The sequence below is a fragment of the Amycolatopsis sp. lyj-90 genome (assembly GCF_046549035.1).
Classification (GTDB): domain Bacteria; phylum Actinomycetota; class Actinomycetes; order Mycobacteriales; family Pseudonocardiaceae; genus Amycolatopsis.
This window is the reverse complement of sequence record NZ_JAJPWP010000001.1, coordinates 1,196,233-1,215,218: the sequence shown is the minus strand read 5'-3', so window position 1 is coordinate 1,215,218 and position 18,986 is coordinate 1,196,233. Positions and strand designations below refer to the sequence as shown.

At 69.1% G+C, this 18,986-nt stretch carries 19 protein-coding genes; 8 read left to right on the top strand and 11 right to left on the bottom strand.

Annotated features, from left to right (window positions below; translation table 11 throughout):
- Positions 1 to 15 precede the first annotated feature (15 nt).
- Genes ACLJPX_RS05255 through ACLJPX_RS05245 form a run of 3 tightly spaced genes read left to right on the top strand, consistent with a single transcriptional unit; the run spans position 16 to position 5,674 of the window.
- Positions 16 to 897, top strand: coding sequence for a hypothetical protein (locus ACLJPX_RS05255; RefSeq protein ID WP_410598969.1), 882 nt, complete (start codon positions 16 to 18; stop codon positions 895 to 897).
- The gene (locus ACLJPX_RS05250) at positions 894 to 5,054 is read left to right on the top strand and encodes a caspase family protein (protein ID WP_410598968.1); all 4,161 of its coding nucleotides are present in this window, start codon (positions 894 to 896) and stop codon (positions 5,052 to 5,054) included. Before ACLJPX_RS05255 ends, ACLJPX_RS05250 begins: the two co-directional genes overlap by 4 nt.
- Positions 5,055 to 5,101: 47 nt before the next feature.
- A complete protein-coding gene (locus ACLJPX_RS05245; RefSeq protein WP_101607755.1) occupies positions 5,102 to 5,674 on the top strand; it encodes a TetR/AcrR family transcriptional regulator in 573 nt (190 codons plus the stop codon).
- Here the strand turns inward: ACLJPX_RS05245 and ACLJPX_RS05240 are convergent.
- Together ACLJPX_RS05240 and ACLJPX_RS05235 are read right to left on the bottom strand one after the other, a co-directional pair.
- On the bottom strand, positions 5,665 to 6,423 hold the full coding sequence (locus tag ACLJPX_RS05240; protein ID WP_410598967.1) for an SGNH/GDSL hydrolase family protein: 759 nt from the start codon (positions 6,421 to 6,423) through the stop codon (positions 5,665 to 5,667). The genes ACLJPX_RS05245 and ACLJPX_RS05240 overlap by 10 nt on opposite strands.
- A gap of 153 nt (positions 6,424 to 6,576) precedes the next feature.
- Positions 6,577 to 6,882: a metalloregulator ArsR/SmtB family transcription factor gene (locus ACLJPX_RS05235; protein ID WP_101607754.1), complete on the bottom strand. Its 306-nt coding sequence runs from the start codon at positions 6,880 to 6,882 to the stop codon at positions 6,577 to 6,579.
- Positions 6,883 to 6,983: 101 nt separating this feature from the next.
- Here ACLJPX_RS05235 and ACLJPX_RS05230 point away from each other — a divergent pair, with 101 nt between their 5' ends.
- Positions 6,984 to 7,481: a hypothetical protein gene (locus ACLJPX_RS05230; RefSeq protein ID WP_410598966.1), complete on the top strand. Its 498-nt coding sequence runs from the start codon at positions 6,984 to 6,986 to the stop codon at positions 7,479 to 7,481.
- Between the two features lie 2 nt (positions 7,482 to 7,483).
- Here ACLJPX_RS05230 and ACLJPX_RS05225 read toward each other — a convergent pair whose 3' ends face one another.
- Positions 7,484 to 7,969 (bottom strand): hypothetical protein, encoded by a 486-nt coding sequence (locus ACLJPX_RS05225; RefSeq protein WP_410598965.1) that lies wholly within the window; start codon positions 7,967 to 7,969, stop codon positions 7,484 to 7,486.
- A 102-nt stretch (positions 7,970 to 8,071) separates the two neighbouring features.
- Between ACLJPX_RS05225 and ACLJPX_RS05220 the strand changes: the two genes are divergently transcribed.
- Genes ACLJPX_RS05220 through ACLJPX_RS05210 form a run of 3 tightly spaced genes read left to right on the top strand, consistent with a single transcriptional unit; the run spans position 8,072 to position 10,466 of the window.
- A complete protein-coding gene (locus tag ACLJPX_RS05220) occupies positions 8,072 to 8,656 on the top strand; it encodes an NADPH-dependent FMN reductase (RefSeq protein ID WP_410598964.1) in 585 nt (194 codons plus the stop codon).
- Positions 8,653 to 10,101, top strand: coding sequence for a DHA2 family efflux MFS transporter permease subunit (locus ACLJPX_RS05215; protein ID WP_410598963.1), 1,449 nt, complete (start codon positions 8,653 to 8,655; stop codon positions 10,099 to 10,101). Before ACLJPX_RS05220 ends, ACLJPX_RS05215 begins: the two co-directional genes overlap by 4 nt.
- Positions 10,098 to 10,466: a MerR family transcriptional regulator gene (locus ACLJPX_RS05210; protein ID WP_410598962.1), complete on the top strand. Its 369-nt coding sequence runs from the start codon at positions 10,098 to 10,100 to the stop codon at positions 10,464 to 10,466. Before ACLJPX_RS05215 ends, ACLJPX_RS05210 begins: the two co-directional genes overlap by 4 nt.
- Before the next feature lie 41 nt (positions 10,467 to 10,507).
- Here ACLJPX_RS05210 and ACLJPX_RS05205 read toward each other — a convergent pair whose 3' ends face one another.
- Together ACLJPX_RS05205 and ACLJPX_RS05200 are read right to left on the bottom strand one after the other, a co-directional pair.
- The gene (locus ACLJPX_RS05205) at positions 10,508 to 11,758 is read right to left on the bottom strand and encodes an MFS transporter (RefSeq protein ID WP_410598961.1); all 1,251 of its coding nucleotides are present in this window, start codon (positions 11,756 to 11,758) and stop codon (positions 10,508 to 10,510) included.
- On the bottom strand, positions 11,755 to 13,095 hold the full coding sequence (locus tag ACLJPX_RS05200; protein WP_410598960.1) for a M20/M25/M40 family metallo-hydrolase: 1,341 nt from the start codon (positions 13,093 to 13,095) through the stop codon (positions 11,755 to 11,757). Before ACLJPX_RS05200 ends, ACLJPX_RS05205 begins: the two co-directional genes overlap by 4 nt.
- Before the next feature lie 68 nt (positions 13,096 to 13,163).
- Between ACLJPX_RS05200 and ACLJPX_RS05195 the strand changes: the two genes are divergently transcribed.
- Complete coding sequence (locus ACLJPX_RS05195; RefSeq protein ID WP_410598959.1) at positions 13,164 to 13,688, top strand: helix-turn-helix domain-containing protein; 525 nt, start codon at positions 13,164 to 13,166, stop codon at positions 13,686 to 13,688.
- A 239-nt stretch (positions 13,689 to 13,927) separates the two neighbouring features.
- Here the strand turns inward: ACLJPX_RS05195 and ACLJPX_RS05190 are convergent, their stop codons facing one another.
- From ACLJPX_RS05190 to ACLJPX_RS05165, 6 genes are all read right to left on the bottom strand, one after another.
- Positions 13,928 to 15,280 (bottom strand): SPFH domain-containing protein, encoded by a 1,353-nt coding sequence (locus tag ACLJPX_RS05190; protein WP_410599093.1) that lies wholly within the window; start codon positions 15,278 to 15,280, stop codon positions 13,928 to 13,930.
- 47 nt (positions 15,281 to 15,327) lie between these two features.
- On the bottom strand, positions 15,328 to 15,759 hold the full coding sequence (locus ACLJPX_RS05185) for an NfeD family protein (RefSeq protein WP_410598958.1): 432 nt from the start codon (positions 15,757 to 15,759) through the stop codon (positions 15,328 to 15,330).
- Between the two features lie 95 nt (positions 15,760 to 15,854).
- Positions 15,855 to 16,670: a DUF3097 domain-containing protein gene (locus ACLJPX_RS05180; protein ID WP_410598957.1), complete on the bottom strand. Its 816-nt coding sequence runs from the start codon at positions 16,668 to 16,670 to the stop codon at positions 15,855 to 15,857.
- 50 nt (positions 16,671 to 16,720) lie between these two features.
- Positions 16,721 to 17,614, bottom strand: coding sequence for a phosphotransferase (locus tag ACLJPX_RS05175; protein ID WP_410598956.1), 894 nt, complete (start codon positions 17,612 to 17,614; stop codon positions 16,721 to 16,723).
- Positions 17,599 to 18,381, bottom strand: a complete 783-nt coding sequence (locus ACLJPX_RS05170; protein WP_410598955.1) for an SCO1664 family protein — start codon at positions 18,379 to 18,381, stop codon at positions 17,599 to 17,601. The genes ACLJPX_RS05175 and ACLJPX_RS05170 overlap by 16 nt, the downstream gene beginning before the upstream one ends.
- Positions 18,382 to 18,385: 4 nt before the next feature.
- A complete protein-coding gene (locus ACLJPX_RS05165; protein ID WP_101607741.1) occupies positions 18,386 to 18,961 on the bottom strand; it encodes a DUF3090 domain-containing protein in 576 nt (191 codons plus the stop codon).
- Positions 18,962 to 18,986: the final 25 nt, after the last annotated feature.

Here is an 18,986-nt window from a genome sequence, read left to right as displayed (position 1 = left end):
TCTCGGAGGTGACGGGTGGCACGAGTAGTCGTCGTACACGGGATCGGGCAGGAGTTCCTCGGACCAGAACTGATGTGCCACCAGGTCGGCCCCGCCCTGCGGGACGGGGTACGGCTGGCGGGCGGACCGGACCTCACGGCCACCGACGTGGCCTGCGCGTTCTACGGCGACCTGTTCTTTCCACCCGGAGTCCGGTCGCGGCACCTGCCGCCTTGGGACGAACATGACGTCGACGAGTGGGAAGCGGACCTGCTGGACGCCTGGTGGTCGGCGGCGATCGCGGTCGATCCGGGCGTGGACGATCCCGCCGGAAGCCGCGGCGCGCTCGGCTTCGTCGCCTCGCGGGCGCTGTTGTCCCGCATTGTGCGGGCGAAACTGGACGCTCTCGGCGGATCGCGGTTCTTCGGCTCGGTGTCCGACCGGCTGATGATCTTCGCCCTCAAACAGGTCCGCCGGTATCTGACCGACACGGCGCTGCGCGAGGCCGTGCGGACTCGCGTCACCGCCGCGATCGGCCCCGATACCCGGGTGCTGGTAGCGCATTCGCTGGGTTCGGTGGTGGCTTACGAGACGCTGTGTGCCGAACGGAACTCCCCGGTCTCTGATCTGGTGACGCTCGGCTCCCCGCTCGGCCTGCGTTCACTGGTCTTCGACCGCCTCGACCCCGCGCCGGTCGGTGAGAAGGGCGTTTGGCCGGGCGACTTGCGCCGATGGACGAACGTCGCGGACCGGGGCGACATCGTCGCCCTTCCGAACGGCCTGGCGGATCGTTTTCCGGGGGTGCGGGACGAAACGATCACCAACGGCGTCCGGATGCACGACCTGCTCCGGTATCTCACGGCACCCACGACCGGCGGCGCGATCGCCCGAGGAATCCGGAACGGTGAGGAAGCATGAGCCGTCGCTTCCTGATCGCGATCGGCGTCGGCGTCTACCGCGACAGCGGCATCACCGACCTGCCGGGGGCACCCGCTGACGCCGACCGCGTGCGACGGCTGTGCTCCGACCTCGGCTATCGAGAAGTGCTGCCCGATCTGGCGGCCATCCCCGGCCGGGACATCCCGCATCGAATCGAAACGTGGGCGCATGAGGCGCGGCTGGGCGCCGAAGACGTCGTGGTGGTCTACTTCGCCGGTCACGCCGAGAAGAACTCCGAACGGCACCATCTTCTGTGCTCCGATTACGAGCCAGGGCGGTGGACGACGGCCGTGCCCAGTGAGGAGCTGGCGAGGCCACTGCTCGGTGGCGCTTTCAAACATCTCCTCGTCGTACTCGACACCTGCTACGCCGGAGCGGGCGGAGGCGAGGTCGCCGCGGTGGCGGCCGATCTGGCGGCGACCCAGTCGCAGCCGGTGGGCCGCTGGACGCTCGCGGCGGCACGCGGCAAGGAGACGGCCGCGGACAACGCCTTCGTCGACGCGCTCGAGCACGCGCTCGGCTCGCTCGGCCGCAGTCCCGGTGTCGAAGAGATCGTCAAGGAGATCAACGCCTACTTCATCCAGCGTGGCAGGCGACAGTGCGCGACGTACTCCACGGTCGACAACCCGGGCACCGGCCCGTTCTTCCATGTCCCCCGCGGCAGCGGGGCCGTCGACCACGCCCGGATCGCCGAGTTGCATCGGCTCGACAATGCCCGCTTCGGCATCTCCGGTCGCGGCGTCCGGAATGTGAGCGACCCGGGAGACTATTTCTCCGCCCGGACGACGGCACTCGCCGAGCTCCTGTCCTGGCTGGGATCCGGCACGCACGACCGGCGCGCCCGGGTCGTGGTGGGCGACCCCGGCTCGGGCAAGACCGCTCTGCTGGGCAGGCTGCTCATGCTCACCGACCGGCAGCACCCGGCCCGCCGTCATCTCCGGCCGGGCTCGGGGCCCAGCCCTGAGATGGACGTCTTGGCGCTGCACGCGCGCGGAGACGATGTCTTCGCCGAACTGGCCAACGTGCTCGGAAACCCTCGGGCGAGCCATGACGAACTCCAGCTCATGCTGAGCGTGCGCGACACTCCCCTTCTGGTGATCGTCGACGGTCTGGACGAAGCTCCGGACAGCGGGCAGTTCGCCAGGATGCTGCGGCCGTTCACCACGCTTCCCGAACTGCGGCTCGTGATCGGCTCGCGCCGTCCGCACCTGCCGGAACTGGGCACGGGAATCACGGTGATCAACCTGGACGGCGCGGACCAAGTCGCCCCTGCGGACCTCGTTTCCTACGCCCGGGACGTCCTTCTCGACGCCCAGGACCCGGGCAGTCTTTCCCCCTACCGCGACCGGTTCGAGGATGCCACGGAGGTCGGCGAGGTGATCGCCGAGTCGGCCGGTCACATGTTCCTCTATGCCCAGGTGACGGCGAGCGCCGTCGTCAAGGGCCAGATCACCGTCGACACGACGGAACCCGGCTGGAAAGACCGGTTGCCGAACGACATCAACCAGGCCTACTCCACCTACCTCGCCCGGTTCGGCGACCAGCGGAGGAAAGTGGAACGCCTGCTGCGACCGCTCGCGTACGCGCAAGGGGCGGGCCTGCCCCGGTCGACCGTCTGGCCCGCGATGGCCACCGCGCTCTCCGGCGAGCGATGCACCGCCGACGACGTGCACTGGCTGCTCGAAACCGCGGGTGAGTACATCTCGGAACACCCGTCGGCGGACGGTCCTGTCCACCGGTTGTTCCACGAAACCATGGCAGGCTATCTCCGCCGATCCTTCCAGGACGCGGATTCTCACCGGACGATCACCTTCGCACTCCTGGATCTGGTGCCCGCAGATCCGTCCGGCCGTCGCGAGTGGACGGTCGCGCATCCGTACCTCCACCGCCATCTGGCCACTCACGCGGCCGCGGCCGGCCTGCTCGACCGGGTGCTGGCCGACGCCGATTTCCTCGTGCACGCCTCCCCCGACGATCTGTTGCGCGTCCTGCACGGCACGCCCGGCCAGACCGGCGGCGCGATCTATCGGGCGTCCGCGTCCGTGCACCGTCATCTGGATCACCGGCGTCGGCGACAGCTTCTCGCCATGGATGCCGCCCGGTTCAACGCGGGAGATCTTCACCGTGAGCTCTCCCGGAGCCTGTCCTGGGCCACGCGATGGGCGACAGGTCAACAGATCAGCCCCGCGCTGAGAACGACCCTCCCAGGCGGCGGGGGCATCGCGTCGGTGGCCTGCACGACCGTGCACGGCGACGCCGTGGCCGTCACCATCGGCGCGGGCCGGACCGTCCGGACGTGGGAACTCACGACCGGGCTTCCGGGCGCCACCTTCAAGCTCCGCGCGTCGGACCCGGTCGCGTGTGCCACGGCGCCTGACCGGCCGCTGGTGATCGTCGGCGACACCGAAGGAACGGCCTGGGTGTGGGACCTGATCACCGATACTCAGACCGAATTCCCCAGTGGCCAGGGCACCATCCACGCCGTGGCTTGCGGGATCCTCCACGGCGATCCCATCGCGGTCACCGGCGGCGAGGACGGCTCGCTGCACGTTCTGGATCTCGTCACCCATGACCGCACTGTCCTGAGTGGACGTCGAGGATGGGTCAAGGCCGTCGCGTACCGGGTGGTGGCGGGCCGTCCGACAGCCGCCGCCCTCGGCAGCGACGGCGTGATCCAGCTCTGGGATCTGGCGGAGGGCACGCTGTCTCGGCTCGTCGGCTCGCATGCCCAGGCGATGGACCTGGATCTCGCGGAGCTCGACGGGGAGCCGGTGGTGATGACCGTCAGCGACAGCACCAAGGTCTGGGATGCCCGGACCGGCGCGGCGCGCGCGGAGATGGGCCGTGGTGACGGATGGGCCAATGCCGTCACCTGCACCGTCCTCGGCGATCGACCGGTCGCCGTCATCGCCGGCGACCAGGGGACGGTCCACGTCCGCGACCTGGCGACCGGCGAGTCGCGCGCGATCCTCACGGGACACCGGAGCTGGGTCAACGCGGTCACCTGCGTCGAAGTGGACGGTCATCCGCTCGCGGTGACGGCGAGCGACGACGGGACCGTTCGCAGCTGGGATCTCACGGTCGCGACCGCGGGTGGGCTGCCCGCGTCCGGTCACACAGCCGAAGTCACGGCCCTCGACGGAGCCGTCACAGCCGGCCGAACGGTTGTGGTCAGCGTCAGCGAGGACCGGACGGCCCGCGTCTGGGACCTGCTGACCGGCGAGATCCGCAACGTCCTGACGGATCATGAAACGGCTGTTTACGACGTGGCATGCACCGTCGTGAACGACTGCCCCGTGGCGGTCACCGGAGTGGGCGACGGCACCCTCGGAGTGTGGGATCTGAACACCGGTGAACCGGCGCACTCACTGCATGGACACTCCGGGCTCGTACACCTCGTCTCGTGCACCGACGTGGACGGCAGACGAACGGCGCTCAGCGCGAGCAGTGACCGCACGGTTCGGGTGTGGGACCTCGCCACCGGTGATCTCACCTGGATCCTCGGCGAGCACGAGGGTCCGGTGCGGACCATCGCCGTCACCGGCATCGGCGGCGCCCCTGTCCTGCTGACCGGCGGGCACGTGGGCCCGGTACGGATGTGGAACTTGGCCACCGGCGAAGTGCTCGCGACCTTGCCGGACTCCGCCGGTGGAGGTGCCATCGCCACCACCACGATCGGAGGACGGCCGGTAGCCGTCGTCAACAACCTGCGAGACAACAGCACCAGCCTCTGGGACCTCGCCGGGTTGGCCCGCACTCCCCTGACCGCACCACCCGCGCACGCGCTGACCGTTCACGAGTCGGTACAAGGGAACGGCCCGGTGGCCGTACTCGCTTGTCTCGACCGGACCGTCCAGATCTGGGATCTGACCCACGACGAGCGCCTGTCCACGCTGCGCGGCGATGTCGGACTGGTACGCCAGGTCGGCTCCCTGATGATCGATGGCCGCCCCGCAGTCGTCACCACCGGAAACGACAACACCGTGCGACTTTGGGACCTCAGTACCGCCAGAGAGCTGGCCACGATCGACTTCGCGGGCCCGGTCGGCTCGGTGCGGTACTTCGCACAAGACGCCCGGCTCGTGGTGGCCACCGGCTGGGATCTCGCCGTGTTGGAGAAGAAAGCGGACGGGTGACCCAGCCGCCGGACCGGCTCTCGACACCGGGTCTAGGATCCCCGCTTGTGACGGACGAGAAACCGCTCCGAGCCGATGCCCGCCGTAACCGGACAAGGGTGTTGGAGGCTGCGGAGCGCGTCTTCACGGCCAAGGGCACCAGTGCGCCGACCGAAGAAGTCGCCCGCGAAGCAGGCGTCGGGGTCGGCACGGTCTTCCGGCACTTTCCGACGAAGGAAGCCCTGCTGGAAGCCGTTCTCTACGCGCGCCTTCACCGTTTCGTCGATGAAGCGGAAGCCACGGTGGCCGCGAACTCGCCCGACCCGGGTGCGGCGTTCTTCGGCTTCCTGACCGGCTGGATCGAGATGGCCGATGCCAAGAACGCCTACTTCGAAGCCCTGTCCGCGGCCGGAATCAGCGTTCCGACGACGGGATCGGTCATCGGCGTCCGGCTCAAAGAGGCGCTCGGTGTGCTTCTCAGCCGCGCGCAGGACACTGGCGACGTCCGCAAGGATCTCGGCGTCGACGAACTGATCCCGGTCATCATCGGGACGGCGAAGGCAGCGGAACATGCCGGGCCCCAACTGCGGACCCGGACGATCTGCATCCTTTTCGACGGACTACGGCCGCGTCAGGCGTAAGGATCCATCGTCGGCCGCTTCGGTGCGAGCTCGTCGCCTGAGGACTCGCCACGCAGCCTCCGCTTGATCCACGGAACGGCGTGCTCCTTGCCCCACTGAAGGTTCTCGGTGCGCCGAGCCTGCGGGCTCAGTAGCGGCCGCGGGCCCAGTTCTGCGGGCGTGAGCTTGTGCGGTTCGCCGAGCGCGTCGAGGACGGCGATGGCGACCTCGTTGTGCCCCAACGAGTTCAGGTGCAGACGGTCCGGTGCCCACAAGCGACGGTCACGCAGCCGGCGCATCGCCCACATGTCCACGAGCAACGCCCCGTGCCGTGCCGCGATACCGCGGACGTGCTCGTTGTAGATCGCGACGCGGCCCCGGATCCGGCGGAACAGCGCGTCCTCGACCCCGTCGACACCGGTGAAGAGGACGACGCGCGCGCCGCTGTCGACGATCTTGCCGACAGCGGCGTCGTAGTCGTCGAGGAGAGCGTCGATGTCGACCTTCGGCCGCATCAGATCGTTGCCGCCCGCGTACAGCGTCACGAGGTCCGGGTTCAGCGCGAGCCCCTGGTCGAGCTGCTCCGTGAGGACCTGTCCGAGGAGCTTGCCGCGGATCGCGAGGTTCGCGTAGCGGAAGTCCTGGTAGTTGCCCGCGAGCTGGCCGGCGACGCGGTCGGCCCAGCCACGGACGCCGTTGGGCGACGACGGGTCCTCGTCGCCGACACCCTCGGTGAAGGAGTCACCCAGACAAACTAAGCGGTCGGTCATAAAACGATGTTACCGAACCTGCCGGCCAGGGGATCCGGCTGGGTTGACAGCACCCAGAACACTCCCTAGTCGGGCAGGTCGGCCAGGAAGCGCGCCAGTGCCTTCGGGACCCCGGTGCGCCAGCCGCCGCCCATGATCCGGCGTGAGGCCCTCCTAGTCCGGCAGGTCACGCAGGTTGCCCAGCTTCCCTCGCCAGTACCGCTCGTACGGCGAAAGCCAGTCGGAGACTTCCTGCAACGGAGCGGCTTCCAGCGAGTAGACGCGATTGCGCCCCTTGCGCTCTTCCCTGACGAGCCCCGCTTCGCGCAGCACCCGAAGGTGCTCCGACAGACTCGGCCGCCGCATGTCGAAGCGTTCGGCGATCTCCCCCGCGGCGCGCGGACCGTCGAGGAGGATGCCCAGCACCTCGCGGCGGGCGGGGTTGGCGAGCGCGGCGAAGACGTCGTCGTTGACCGGCATCAGCGCGGCCAGGTCCCGACGTAGAGGGTGATGTTCATGTCGCGACCATACGTAGGAGATTACCTACGTGTCAATCGGCGGGCACCGGGTACGCCTCGGACATGGCCGACACTCTCCCCGATACCGCCTTGCTCGGTATCTACCTCAACGACCATCTGGCCGGCGCGACCGCGGGCACGGAACTCGCCAAGCGGCTCGCCGCCGCCGAACGCGGACAGCGCGGGGAAGCGGTGTTGAGCAGGCTCGCCGAAGAGGTCGCCGACGACCGGGCCGCCCTGTTGACCTGCATGGCCGCCCTGGAGGTTCCGGTCCGCCACTACAAGACCGTGGCGGCTTGGGCAGGTGAAAAGCTGGGACGGCTCAAGCCGAACGGGCGGCTCGTCTCGCGGTCACCGTTGAGCTCGGTCGAGGAACTCGAACTGATGCGCCTCGGCGTCGAGGGCAAGGCGGCGGGCTGGCGGACCCTGCGGGTGCGCGCCGATGCCGATCCCCGGCTCGACGGCGGACGGCTGGACGACCTGATCGACCGGGCCCGGCACCAGATCGACGAACTCGAAGACCTCCGTGTCCACGCGACAGCGGCGGCCTTCGGCGGCTGATCCTAAGTGGCGATCCGGGCGTACTCGGCCACGTCGGCCCAGCGGAAAGCCGGTGTGTTCCCTAAATCCGGATACGCCACGGCCATCCCGCGTTCCGGCGCCATCGACCACAGAAGTGCGTCCGGGGACGCCGCGTGCGCCGCCCAGGTCTCGGTCCATTCCGGAATGTAGCGCTCATAGATGCGGCGGATTCTGGGAAGATCCTTCGGTTCGAGTCTCGCGGGTCCGGTCACGCGTACCTGACGGACATCGTCCGGCGGGGCGAACGTCGCGATCATGACCGCGACTTCACGATGGTGCCGGGCCGCGTCGAGGAACGGCGCCGGCCGGCCGTCGGGGGCCGGAGTGTGGAACCAGAACCGGTTTTCCTCGGCCACGAACCACATCATCGCCAACGCGGTGGCGCCGCGACGGGTCGTCGTGGCGACACTGGCCGGACGTTCGCGTTCATCCAAGAACCCCCGCACATCGAATCCCGGTCGCTCCATGGCCGCACCGTACAACCTCGACCTTAATAGAGGTCCAGGAATCGTGAGCAGGGCCGCAAACGGCTTGAGTTCACCTATGGACGAGCTTTTAGCGTCTTCGGCATGAGCACAGAAACCACCGCACAGTCCCCACTTCGCCTCGCCGTGATCATCGGCAGCGTCCGGCACGAGCGGTTCGCCGACGCCATCACGGGCTGGCTGCTGACCGAACTCGCGACGATCGAAGGCCTGGAAGTCGACGCGATCGACCTCGCCGACGTCGATCTCCCGCTGCAGGGAACGCGGCCCGGCGGTACCGACACGGTGATCAGCGGCAGGCTGCACGCGGCCGACGCGTACCTGATCGTCACCCCGGAGTACAACCACAGTTTCCCCGCCGCGCTGAAGAACGCGATCGACTGGCACTTCACCGAATGGGCGTACAAACCCGTCGCGTTCGTCGGCTACGGCGCCGGTTCGGGCGGTATCCGCGCTATCGAGCAGCTGCGGCTGATCTTCCCCGAGCTGCGGGCCACCACCACGCGCGACGCGGTACTGCTGAACGCACCGTGGACCCGGTTCGGCCCGGACGGCTACAAGAGCACCGAGGGCGAGCGAGCCGCACTGGCGGCGACCATGACCGAGCTCGAGTGGTGGGCCCGCACCCTGCGCGCCGGACGCGTCGCGGATCAGGCGAGTGCGGCATGAACCGGCTGACCGGACAAGAACTGCGCATCGCGGCGGTGATCGCGCTCGGCGGGCTGATGGCCGTTCTCGACACCACGATCGTCGCCGTCGCGCTGCCCCAGTTCATGACGACCTTCTCCGCGTCGCTCACGACGATCCAGTGGATCGCGACCGCCTACGCCCTCGGCATGGTCGCGGCGATGCCGCTCGCGGCGACGCTCGCCCGGCGCTGGGGAGCCCGCCGGGTTTATCTGGCAGCACTGCTCGTGTTCGCGGCGTCGTCCGCGGCCGCCGGAGCGGCGGGTGATCTGGGATGGCTGATCGCCGCGCGGACGGTGCAGGGCCTCGCCGGCGGTCTGATCAATCCCTTGGGGATGACCATCGGTTTCGGCGCGGTGGCGCCGGAACGCCGGGGGCGGATGACCACGATCACCGGGCTGCCCCTGCTCATCGGCCCGATCCTCGGCCCGTTGCTCGGCGGCGTCCTGCTGGACAGCCTGTCGTGGCGGGCGCTGTTCTTCATCACCGTGCCGCCCGCCCTGCTCGCCGTCGTGGGTGTACTGCGCTGGGTGCCCGCCGGAACGCGGTCGACCGAACGCGTCCCGATCGACCTCGTGGGTGGCCTCCTGCTCGTCCCCGGAGTGGTCGCGGTGGCTTACGGATTCAGCGAAGAGACGGTCGCGACGGGGCTCCGCGCGGCGATCGTCCTCGCCGGGCTGGCGCTCGTGGCCGTGTTCGCGCGCCGGTCGTGGCACCATCACGCGCCGCTGCTGAACGTCCGTCTGCTGCGTGACCGGACGTTCGGGCGCAACGCCGCGGTCCTCGTCCTGTACGCCGCGCCGTACTTCGGCTCGATGTTGCTGATGCCCGCCTACATCCAGATCATGCGCGGCGATTCGACCATGGTCAGTGCGCTGATGATGGTGCCGAGCACGATCGGGATGGGCCTCAGCATCCAGCTCGCCGCCCGCGTCCTGGAACGCTTCGGTCCGCGGATCGTCGTCGGGATCGGACTGGGCCTGGCGATCGCCGGGACCGGGCTGACCGTGCTCGTCCTCACGCCCGATACGCCGTACCTGGTACTGGCGATCTTGGGAGTGCTCCAGGGAGCGGGCACCGGAGCGATCATGATGCCCACCATCGTGAGCGCCGGCCGGAACCTGCACGGCCCGGACCTCGCGTCCGGTTCCGCGATCCTCCCCCTGGCCGCCACCATCGCGACCGCAGTCGGCACCGCGGCGGTGAGCGCGACGTTCACCGGGTTGATCGCGACGGCCACGGGAGGGCGGGGTCTGGCGGCGCTGAGCGACCCGGCGGCGGGCGCGCCGCTCACCGCGGAGATCGTCTCCGCGTACCGTGTCACCCTCGTCGGTGTCCTCGCGGTCATGGTGATCGCCCTGGTGGTCAGGTTGAAGACCCGGCCCGCCTCGATCGCGGAGCCGACCACGGTACGGAGCGCGGCATGACGACTCGGACCACGATCGACGCCCGGCTGACCATCGGTGACATCGCGAGCCAAGCCGGGGTGTCGACCAACGCCGTCCGCTACTACGAGCGCTACCGCGTCATCACCGCCGAGCGCACCGCGGGCAACGCCCGCCGGTTCACGATCGACGCCGTCTGCCGGATCCGGCTCGCGGTCGCCGCCCAGCGGGTCGGGCTCAGCCTCGCCGAAAGCGCGAAGATCCTGGCCGAGATCCCGCAGATGTCCTCCGATCTCGAGCGGTGGTCGGCCGCCGGGCAGCGCCTCATCGACGCCGGGCAGGCCCGCATCGCCGAACTCGCCGCGGTGGTCGACGAGTACCGGACGCTCGGCTTCCTCAGGAGGTGAAGGGGGCTTTCGCCGCGTGACATGCGGCGAAAGCCCCCTTTTCAGCTCCGGTATCGCCGGGCGAGCAGCACGCAGGTACCGCTGAGCAGGGCGAGCGCGGTGATCCAGTAGCTGGGCGCCAGGGTGGAGCCGGTGGCCGAAATCAGCAAGGTGATGGCCAGCGGGGTGACTCCGCCGAACAGGATCACGCCGACGTTGTAGCTGATCGACAGCCCGGTCCCCCGGTTGCCGACCGGGAACATCTCGGCCATGGACGCGGGCAGAGGGCCCGCGTACCAGGCTTTGACCAGGCCCATCAGCGCCAAGGCCACCACCACCGTGACCATTTCCGGTACGGCGCGGATGAGCAGGAACAACGGGATGCTGATGACCGCGATGACGGCGGCGGCCGCGGTGAGCATCCGGGTTCTCCCGATCCGGTCGGAGAGGTGACCGGCCACGGGAGTGAACACGGTGAGGATGACACCGGTCACGAACGTCGCGGTGAAACTGGTCGAGGGCGACATGCCGAGCTGCCGGATCGCGAACGTCGGCATGTAGGTGATCAGGTAGGAGAATCCCGTCGATACCGCGATCATGCCCATGACCAGCAGCACCCGTGCCTTGTCGTTCCGGAAGAGGTCGACCAGCGGACGGGCCGGACCGGGGTCGGCCGTGGCACGCGCGGTGGTGAACTCGGGCGAGTCCCGCAGCCGGGTCCGGATGTAGTAGCCGGCCGGGCCGAGGAGCAGGGCGACCACGAACGGTATCCGCCAGCCCCACGCGTCGAACTGCTCGGGACTCAGGAAGCTGCTCGTGGTCGCGAGCAGTCCCGTCGCGAGCAGGACCGCGAACGCCTGGCTCGCGGTCTGCCAGCTCCCCATGAAGCCTCGCCGCCCCGCGTGACTCTCGACGAGCAGTGCGGTGGCGGAACCGAACTCGCCGCCCGCGGAGAATCCTTGGATCAGCAGGGCGATCAGCATCCCGATCGGGGCGAACACGCCGATCTTCTGATAGTCGGGCAGGAGCACGATCAGGAGCGAGCCGAGGGTCATCAGACGGATGGCCACGGTCAACGCCGCCAGCCGTCCGGCCCGGTCTGCGTAGACACCCAGCACCACCGCGCCGATCGGCCGGGCCAGGTAGGCGGCCACGGCCGTCCCCAGCGCCAGCATCAACGACGTCACCGGGTCGGCCGACGGGAAGAACTGCCGCGCGACGACGTCGGCGACCAAGGCGTAAGCGGTGAAGCTCAGCCATTCCAGCATGTTCCCCGTCGAGGCCGCCGCGACGATCCGCACCGTCGCGTTCATCGACGGCCGACGCTGGTCAGGACACTGGCCGCGGTCACGATGCCCTGATGGAACCGCTCTAGTTCGAAGTTCTCGTTCGGCGCGTGGTTGCGCTCGTCGACGTTCGCCAGCGCGATGCCGTAACACGGCAGGGCCAGACCGTCGGTGAGCGCCGCGATCGGCAGGCTCCCGCCCAGCGCCGGCACGGCCAGGGCCCGCTTGCCGTGCGCCTCGGTCACTCCCCGCAGCACGAGGTCGGCATACGGCGCGTCCGGCAGGGTCCGGGACGCCTCCATGATCGCCCCGAATCGCAGCTCGGCGTGTGGCAGGTGCTTCTCGACGTGAGCGCGGAGCGCGTCGATGACCGTTTCCGATCGCTGCCCGCAGGCCAGCCTCAGATCGCAGCGCGCCACCGCGACCGACGGGATGACCGTCCGGTGCTCGTCGTTGTCCCTGCAGGTCAGCGAGTTGATGGTGAACGTGGGCGTCGCGAGCCGTTCGTTGATGTCCTGGCCGTGGCCGGCGTCCATCCGGTCCAGCCCCGCTCCCGCCAGCATCGCGGCAGGGTCGATCGGCAGTGCTCGCAGCGCGTCGAGCTCGGCGTCGGTCAAGGGCGTGACGCCCGCGTCGTAGCCGTCGACGGTCACCCGGCCGTCGGGTGCGCGCATGGTGGACAGCAGCCAGGTCAGCTCCCAGGCCGGATTCGGCGCGACGTTGCCCCAGTTCCCGGAATGCAGCGCGCTGTTCGCGCCGCGCACGGTGATCTCGAAGGCCACGGCCCCGCGCACGCCGAGCGCGACCGTCGGCTCGTAGCTGTCATGCACCGGCCCGTCGCTCCACACCGCGAGATCGGCGGCCAGTTCCTCGCGCATCGCCGTGAGCGTGGCGGTCAGATTCGGGCTGCCGATCTCCTCCTCGCCGTCGAGCAGGACGGTCACCGAACACGGCAGTCCCCCGTCGACATCGCGCAGTGCGCGCAGCGCGAGGAGCTGGGCGAAGTGCTGTCCCTTGTTGTCGCCGGTGCCCCGTCCGTACATCCGGCCGTCGCGGATGCTCGCCTCGAACGGCGGACTGTGCCACTCCTCCGGCGGCCCCGCCGGCTGGACGTCGTAGTGCCCGTAGATCACCACGTGCGGACTGTCCGGCGGTCCCGCCGCGTGCCCGACGACCAGCGGCCAGCCGCCGGTGTCGACGATCCGCGCGTCCAATCCGCTGCGTTCCAGCAGCTCCAGCGCATACGGCGCGGCCTGATCCATGCCCTCGCCCGTGGCGCTCACGCTCGGCACCGCGATCCAGTCGGCGAGCTCCAGCTCGTGCCGCAGCCGGTGCCGCCGCACGTATTCCTTGACCGAGTCCACGTCGACTCCTCATCGATTTCATCGAGTGAAATTGATTTCGAGTATGCGAATCGATTACAGTGCTGTCAATGGCCGAACACCCCGCCGCGACGCCCGAAGAGCTGCGCGCGCTCTCCCACCCGCTGAGCTGGCGCATCCTGCGGTTGTGCGTGGACACGGCCTGGACGAACCAGCAACTCGCCGAACGCCTCGACGTCGCGCCCGCCACGCTGCTGCGCAGGCTGCGAGTACTGAGCTCGACCGGTTTTCTCGAGGCCGAGGAGCCGCGGCGAGGACCCAAGGGAGCCTGGGAACATCCCTACCGGGCGACCAAGAAGACCTGGCGTCTCAACCTCGAGCCGGAAGGCGATCGACACCTCACGGCCAAGGTCGACCTCGCCATCCTCGACGCGCACCGCGCGGAGATCAGCGAGAACGATCCGTCCATCCCTCAGCACACCCGCCGGGCCGTCCTGCGGCTGGACGCTGGCGACCAGGCGGAACTGAACAGCAGGGTCGACGCGCTCCTCGACGAGTTCGCCGGACGGGAGAAGTCCGGCGGAACCCCGATCGCCATCCTGTGGAACGCCGCCGAACGCCACGAATCCTCGTGAGTGGTAAGGGCGGTTAGAACCGTCTTTACCACTCACGAGGTCCTGGTCACGGGGCCTCTCGCAGGTGTCCTGAAGGCCACCTTCAGGACGTTCAACGTCTCAAAGGTGGCCTTCAGGACACCGGACACCCTCGCTCACGCCCAACCCGACCGAAACGTGACTCACGCGTTGAGCGCGGCCGCCATACGAGCACGAAAGAGGGCCGCCCCGGATGGGACGGCCCTCTTTCGGTTCTGCACTCAGCGCTGCGGCGGCGGTCCACCCTGCGGTCCGCCGAACGGACTCTGCCGCGGGAACGGACCACTGCCGCCACCCGGCGCCTGTCCTGGGGGACCCTGGTATGCGCCTCCCTGCGGAGCGGGCGGCTGCGGCTGCGGCAACTGCGAGGGCGGAGCCTGCTGCTGCGGGGGCTCCGGGGCGGCCTCCGGCTCGGGAGCCGGCGCGGCCTGGGGAACCTGACGCGGAGCGGGCGGCTCCTGCCGCGGCGTCGCGACACCCAGCGCCGGAACCTCCTTGCGTGCCACGGCTTCCGCGGCCGCGACGGCCTCGGCGACCTTCGGGTCGCTGGAGGTGTCGAACCAGCCCTGGACTTCTTCGTCTTCCAGGTCCGGCTTCTCGACCGGGTCTTCCTTCGGCGGCTCGTAGCGGAACACGCCGTCGTCGCCGGGGGCGCCGAGAGCGCGGGCGAAGCCCTCAAGGGCCTTGCCGTAGTCGCTCGGGATCATCCAGACCTTGTTCGCGTCACCCTGCGCCAGCTGCGGCAGGGTCTGCAGGTACTGGTACGCCAGGACCTCGGGCGTCGGGCGCCCGGCCTTGATCGCCGCGAAGACCTTCTCGATGGCCTTCGCCTGACCCTGCGCCTGCAGGTAGCGGGCGGCACGTTCACCCTGCGCCCGCAGGATCCGCGACTGCCGTTCGGCCTCCGCGCTCAGGATCGCGGCCTGCTTGGCACCTTCGGCCGCGAGGATCTGGCTCTGCTTCTGACCTTCCGCGGTCTTGATCGCCGATTCACGCTGACCTTCGGCGGTCAGGATCATCGCGCGCTTCTCACGGTCGGCTCGCATCTGCTTCTCCATCGAGTCCTGGATGGAGGGCGGCGGGTCGATCGCCTTCAGCTCGACTCGCGCGACACGGATGCCCCAGCGGCCGGTGGCCTCGTCGAGGACGCCACGCAGCTGGCTGTTGATCGAGTCACGCGAGGTCAGCGTCTGCTCGAGGCTCATGCCACCGACGACGTTTCGCAGCGTCGTGGTGGTCAGCTGCTCCACACCGACGATGTAGTTCGAGATCTCGTAGACCGCCGCCCGCGAGTCGGTGACCTGGAAGTACACGACCGTGTCGATGGACACCGTCAGGTTGTCCTCGGTGATCACCGGCTGGGGCGGGAACGAGACGACCTGCTCGCGGAGGTCGATCCGCGCCCGCACCTTGTCCAGGAAGGGCACCAGAAACGTCAGGCCGGGAGAAGCCACCGTCCGGAACCGGCCCAGCCGTTCGATCACAGCGGACTGCGCCTGTGGCACCACCATGATCGCCTTGACCACGACGACGACAACGAACAACGCGAGCAGCCCGACGACGATGAACACCACTGTCTCTGACAACTACCTTCCCCTTACGTAGAAACCCTTTGCCGTGCTCACACCGCGGCCGAAACGACCGCCGTGGCGCCCGAGATCTCGACGACCGTCACCGATGTCCCCGGGGGGATCGGTTCGCCGTCGGTCATGCACCGTGCCGACCAGACGTCGCCCGCCAGCTTCACCTGGCCACTTTCGTCGTCCACAGTGGACACTACTACCGCCCGCGCGCCGATCAGCGCGTCGGTGTTGGTCTTGATGTCCGGCCCCGAGAGGAACCGGCGTTTGAGGGTCGGACGCACGAGGGCGAGCATCCCGACCGAGGCGACGGCGAACACCGCCACGTCGATGAACGGGTTCCCGGTCAGCGCGGCGGAGCCGGCCCCGAACAGGGCTCCCACACCGACCATGAGCAGGAACAAGTCACCCGAGAGGAGCTCGGCGATGACCAAGAGGATGCCGGCGATCAGCCAGATGAGAGCGCCTGTCATGCGTTCATGCTCCCAGATCGCGCCGATTCATACCGAAGAAGCGAAACCGACGTGACCGACGCGTGACCTTGAGTGACCTCGCGCAAACCGGTCATTCAGGACTCCTCGCCCGGGTCGGAGACGAAGTCGATGAGCCGCTCCACCGCTCCGATCAGCGGCGTTTCCAGATCCCGGTAGCTGCCGACCGCCGCCAGGACCCGCTGCCAGCCCTCCCACGGCTCGCCCCAGCCGAGCGCGTCGCAGACACCCTGTTTCCACTCCGTGCCGCGCGGGATCTTCGGCCAGGCGCGGATACCGACGACCGACGGCTTCACCGCTTCCCAGATGTCGATGTACGGGTGACCGGTGATCAGCACGTTCTCGTCGCGGATCCCGTCGACGATGCGGGACTCCTTGCTGCCCGCGACCAGGTGGTCGACCAGCACGCCGAGGCGGCGGCCGGGACCGGTGCCGAAGTCACCGATGCGGTCGGCCAGCACGTCCACCCCATCGAGTGGTTCTACCACGACGCCTTCGACCCGCAGGTCGTGTCCCCAGACCCGCTCGACGAGTTCGGCGTCGTGCTTGCCTTCCACCCAGATGCGCGAATCGCGCGCGACCCGGGCCTTGAGACCGCCCACGTGGACCGACCCGGACGCGGAAATCCGCCGTTCCGGGGTCTTCGGGGCCGCCTTCGACGGCACCAGCGTGACCGGTTTGCCTTCGAGCAGGAAACCCGCGGGGTTCAGCGGGAACACCCGATGCTTGCCGTGCCGGTCCTCCAGCACGACGTTGCCGTACTCGATCTTCACCACGGCGCCGCAATACCCGCTGGCCGGGTCTTCGACCACGAGGCCCGGTTCCGCGGGCACCTCGGGGATCTTCCGCTTGCGCGGACCGGACAGCACGTCGTCATACGAATGAGAGCGCACGGCGGACGACGCTAGCGGTGCCCGGGGTCAGCGTCTCCCCGCCACGCCGGTCAGGCCGTCATCCGGAGCATCGCTTCGACGAACGGGGTCCGTTCACCGCGTTCGAGCGGGCGCATCACGAACAGCGGCGACAGCGCGACACACCACGCCCGGACACGCTCGGCGTCGAACCCGGGCAGATGCGGCGCGATGGCGTCGAAGCCGTCCTCGAGCGTGCCGCCCTCGGTCATCGGCAGCGTGACCCAGTCGGCCAGATCGAAGGACGGATCACCGACACTCGGTCGCGGATCGATGGCGACCACTCCCCTGCCGGGCCCGCCGTCGAGGACGTTGCCCGGGTGCAGATCGCCGTGCACGATCGAACTCCCGCCCCCATCGGTCGCGAGGGCGAGTGCCCGCAGACGGGCACGGTCGAGCGTCTCCAGTGACAACGTCGCTTCGGCCACCGAGCCGCGAAGCCCTCGCTCCGCGAGCCCGTACATGAAGGAGACGCGGTCTTCGAGCGTCGAGAAACCGGCGGGCGGGGTCACCGCGTGGATCTGGGCCAGCAGGTCGCCGACCTCGGACCAGGGGACGTTCACCCCCGACTCACGCAGCTCCGTACCCGGATCGATGCCTTCCATCAGGATCGCCCCGTCGGCGAGTTCGGTGGCGAGCACCTGGACGACGCGAGAGCAGCCGTCCCACGCCCGCAACGCCGCAGCCTCGGACTCGGCGATGGTGTGATCGGGGGTGAGCTTGAGAACCTTCTTGGCGCCGTCGTCCCCGGCGCAGATCAGCGTGCGACCGGTGTTGCCCGGTTTCGCGTCGAGGACGGTGAGTCCCCATTGCTCCGCCAGCCGGGCCACGAGTGCGGGCAGCGCGTCGCACCAGTCCGCGGCGTCGTCACCGAATCGCGTGATCAGGCGCGCACGGGCCTGATCGTCGATCAGAACAGCGGCCATGGGATGGCACGCCAGTCGTCACCCGGCGCGGGAAAGACGCCCGCCGTCAGGAGCTGCTCGGTGCGCTCGGCCAGCGCACGGATCTCGAACCCGGTGAGGTGCTCGCTCAACGCCTCACCGAACTCGCCGTCCAGTTGCTCGCGCAGGCCGCGCAGCTTGCCGACCTCGGCTTCGGTGAGCGACTCGCCGATCCAGCCCCAGAGCACCGTCCGCAGTTTCGGGTCGGTGTGCAGGCAGATCCCGTGGTCCACGCCGTAGATCCGGCCGTCGACGCCGGCGAGCAGATGCCCGCCCTTGCGGTCGGTGTTGTTGACGACGATGTCGAGCACGGCCAGTTCCCGCATCCCCTGGCGATCCGCGTGCGCGAGCACCGCGGGCTCACCGTCACGGTCGTGCGCGTGCAGCACGACGCGCCAGTCGTCCGGCAGGCTCTCCGGGGATCGGACGTCGACCAGTTCCTCTTCGGTGGTCTCGATCCACAGCTGCACCATTCCGGGACCGAACGGCCCGTCGCGCAGCACCGTCGGCGGGATCGCGCCGAGCCCGGACGCTTCGGCGATCATCGCCGTCGCGACCTCACGGCCGGCGAGCGTCCCGTCCGGGAAGTCCCACAGCGGCCGCTCGCCCGACACCGGCTTGTACACGACGTCACCGGTCACGCCGTCGAGTTCGATCTTGCAGAAGAGCGTGACGTTGGAGGCGTCGACGAGCCTGCCTTCGACGTCGATCTTGCCGCGCGTCACCAGCTCCAGCGAGCTCTCGGCCACCTGATCAGTCCTCGAGGACGTCGACGTCGCGCCGGTACCCGTTCTGCCGCGGGCAGATGTGGCCCGCCGGGTCGAGCGGCTCGGCGCACAACGGACACGGTTTGCGGCCGGCGTTGACCACCCTGTCGGCACGTTCGGCGAACGCGCGCGCCGCGCCCGGCGACAGGAAGACGCGGACGGCGTCCGGCCCCTCTTCGGTGTCGTCCAGAACGACCGTTTCGTCCACCTCGCCTTCGGTCATCGCGAGCAGCTCGATGACGACGGCGCTGCTGTCGGCGTCCCAGCCGAGCCCCATCGTGCCGACGCGGAACTCCTCCTCGACCGGGACGGTGAGGGGGTCGACGTCGAGAAGCTCGTCGGGCGCGTCGTCCGGTACGTCCGCGCCGAACCGGCTGGCGACCTCTTCCAGCAGCGAGCCGAGCCTTTCGGCCAAGACCACGACCTGCTGTTTTTCGATCGTCACACTGATCGTGCGGACGTCCTCGGACGCCTGGAGGTAGAACGTGCGGTCGCCGGGCTCACCGACGGTTCCTGCGACGAACCGGTCGGGCTGGCGGAAGACGTGGATTACGCGAGACATGGCACCTTTGACCCTAGGCCACGAC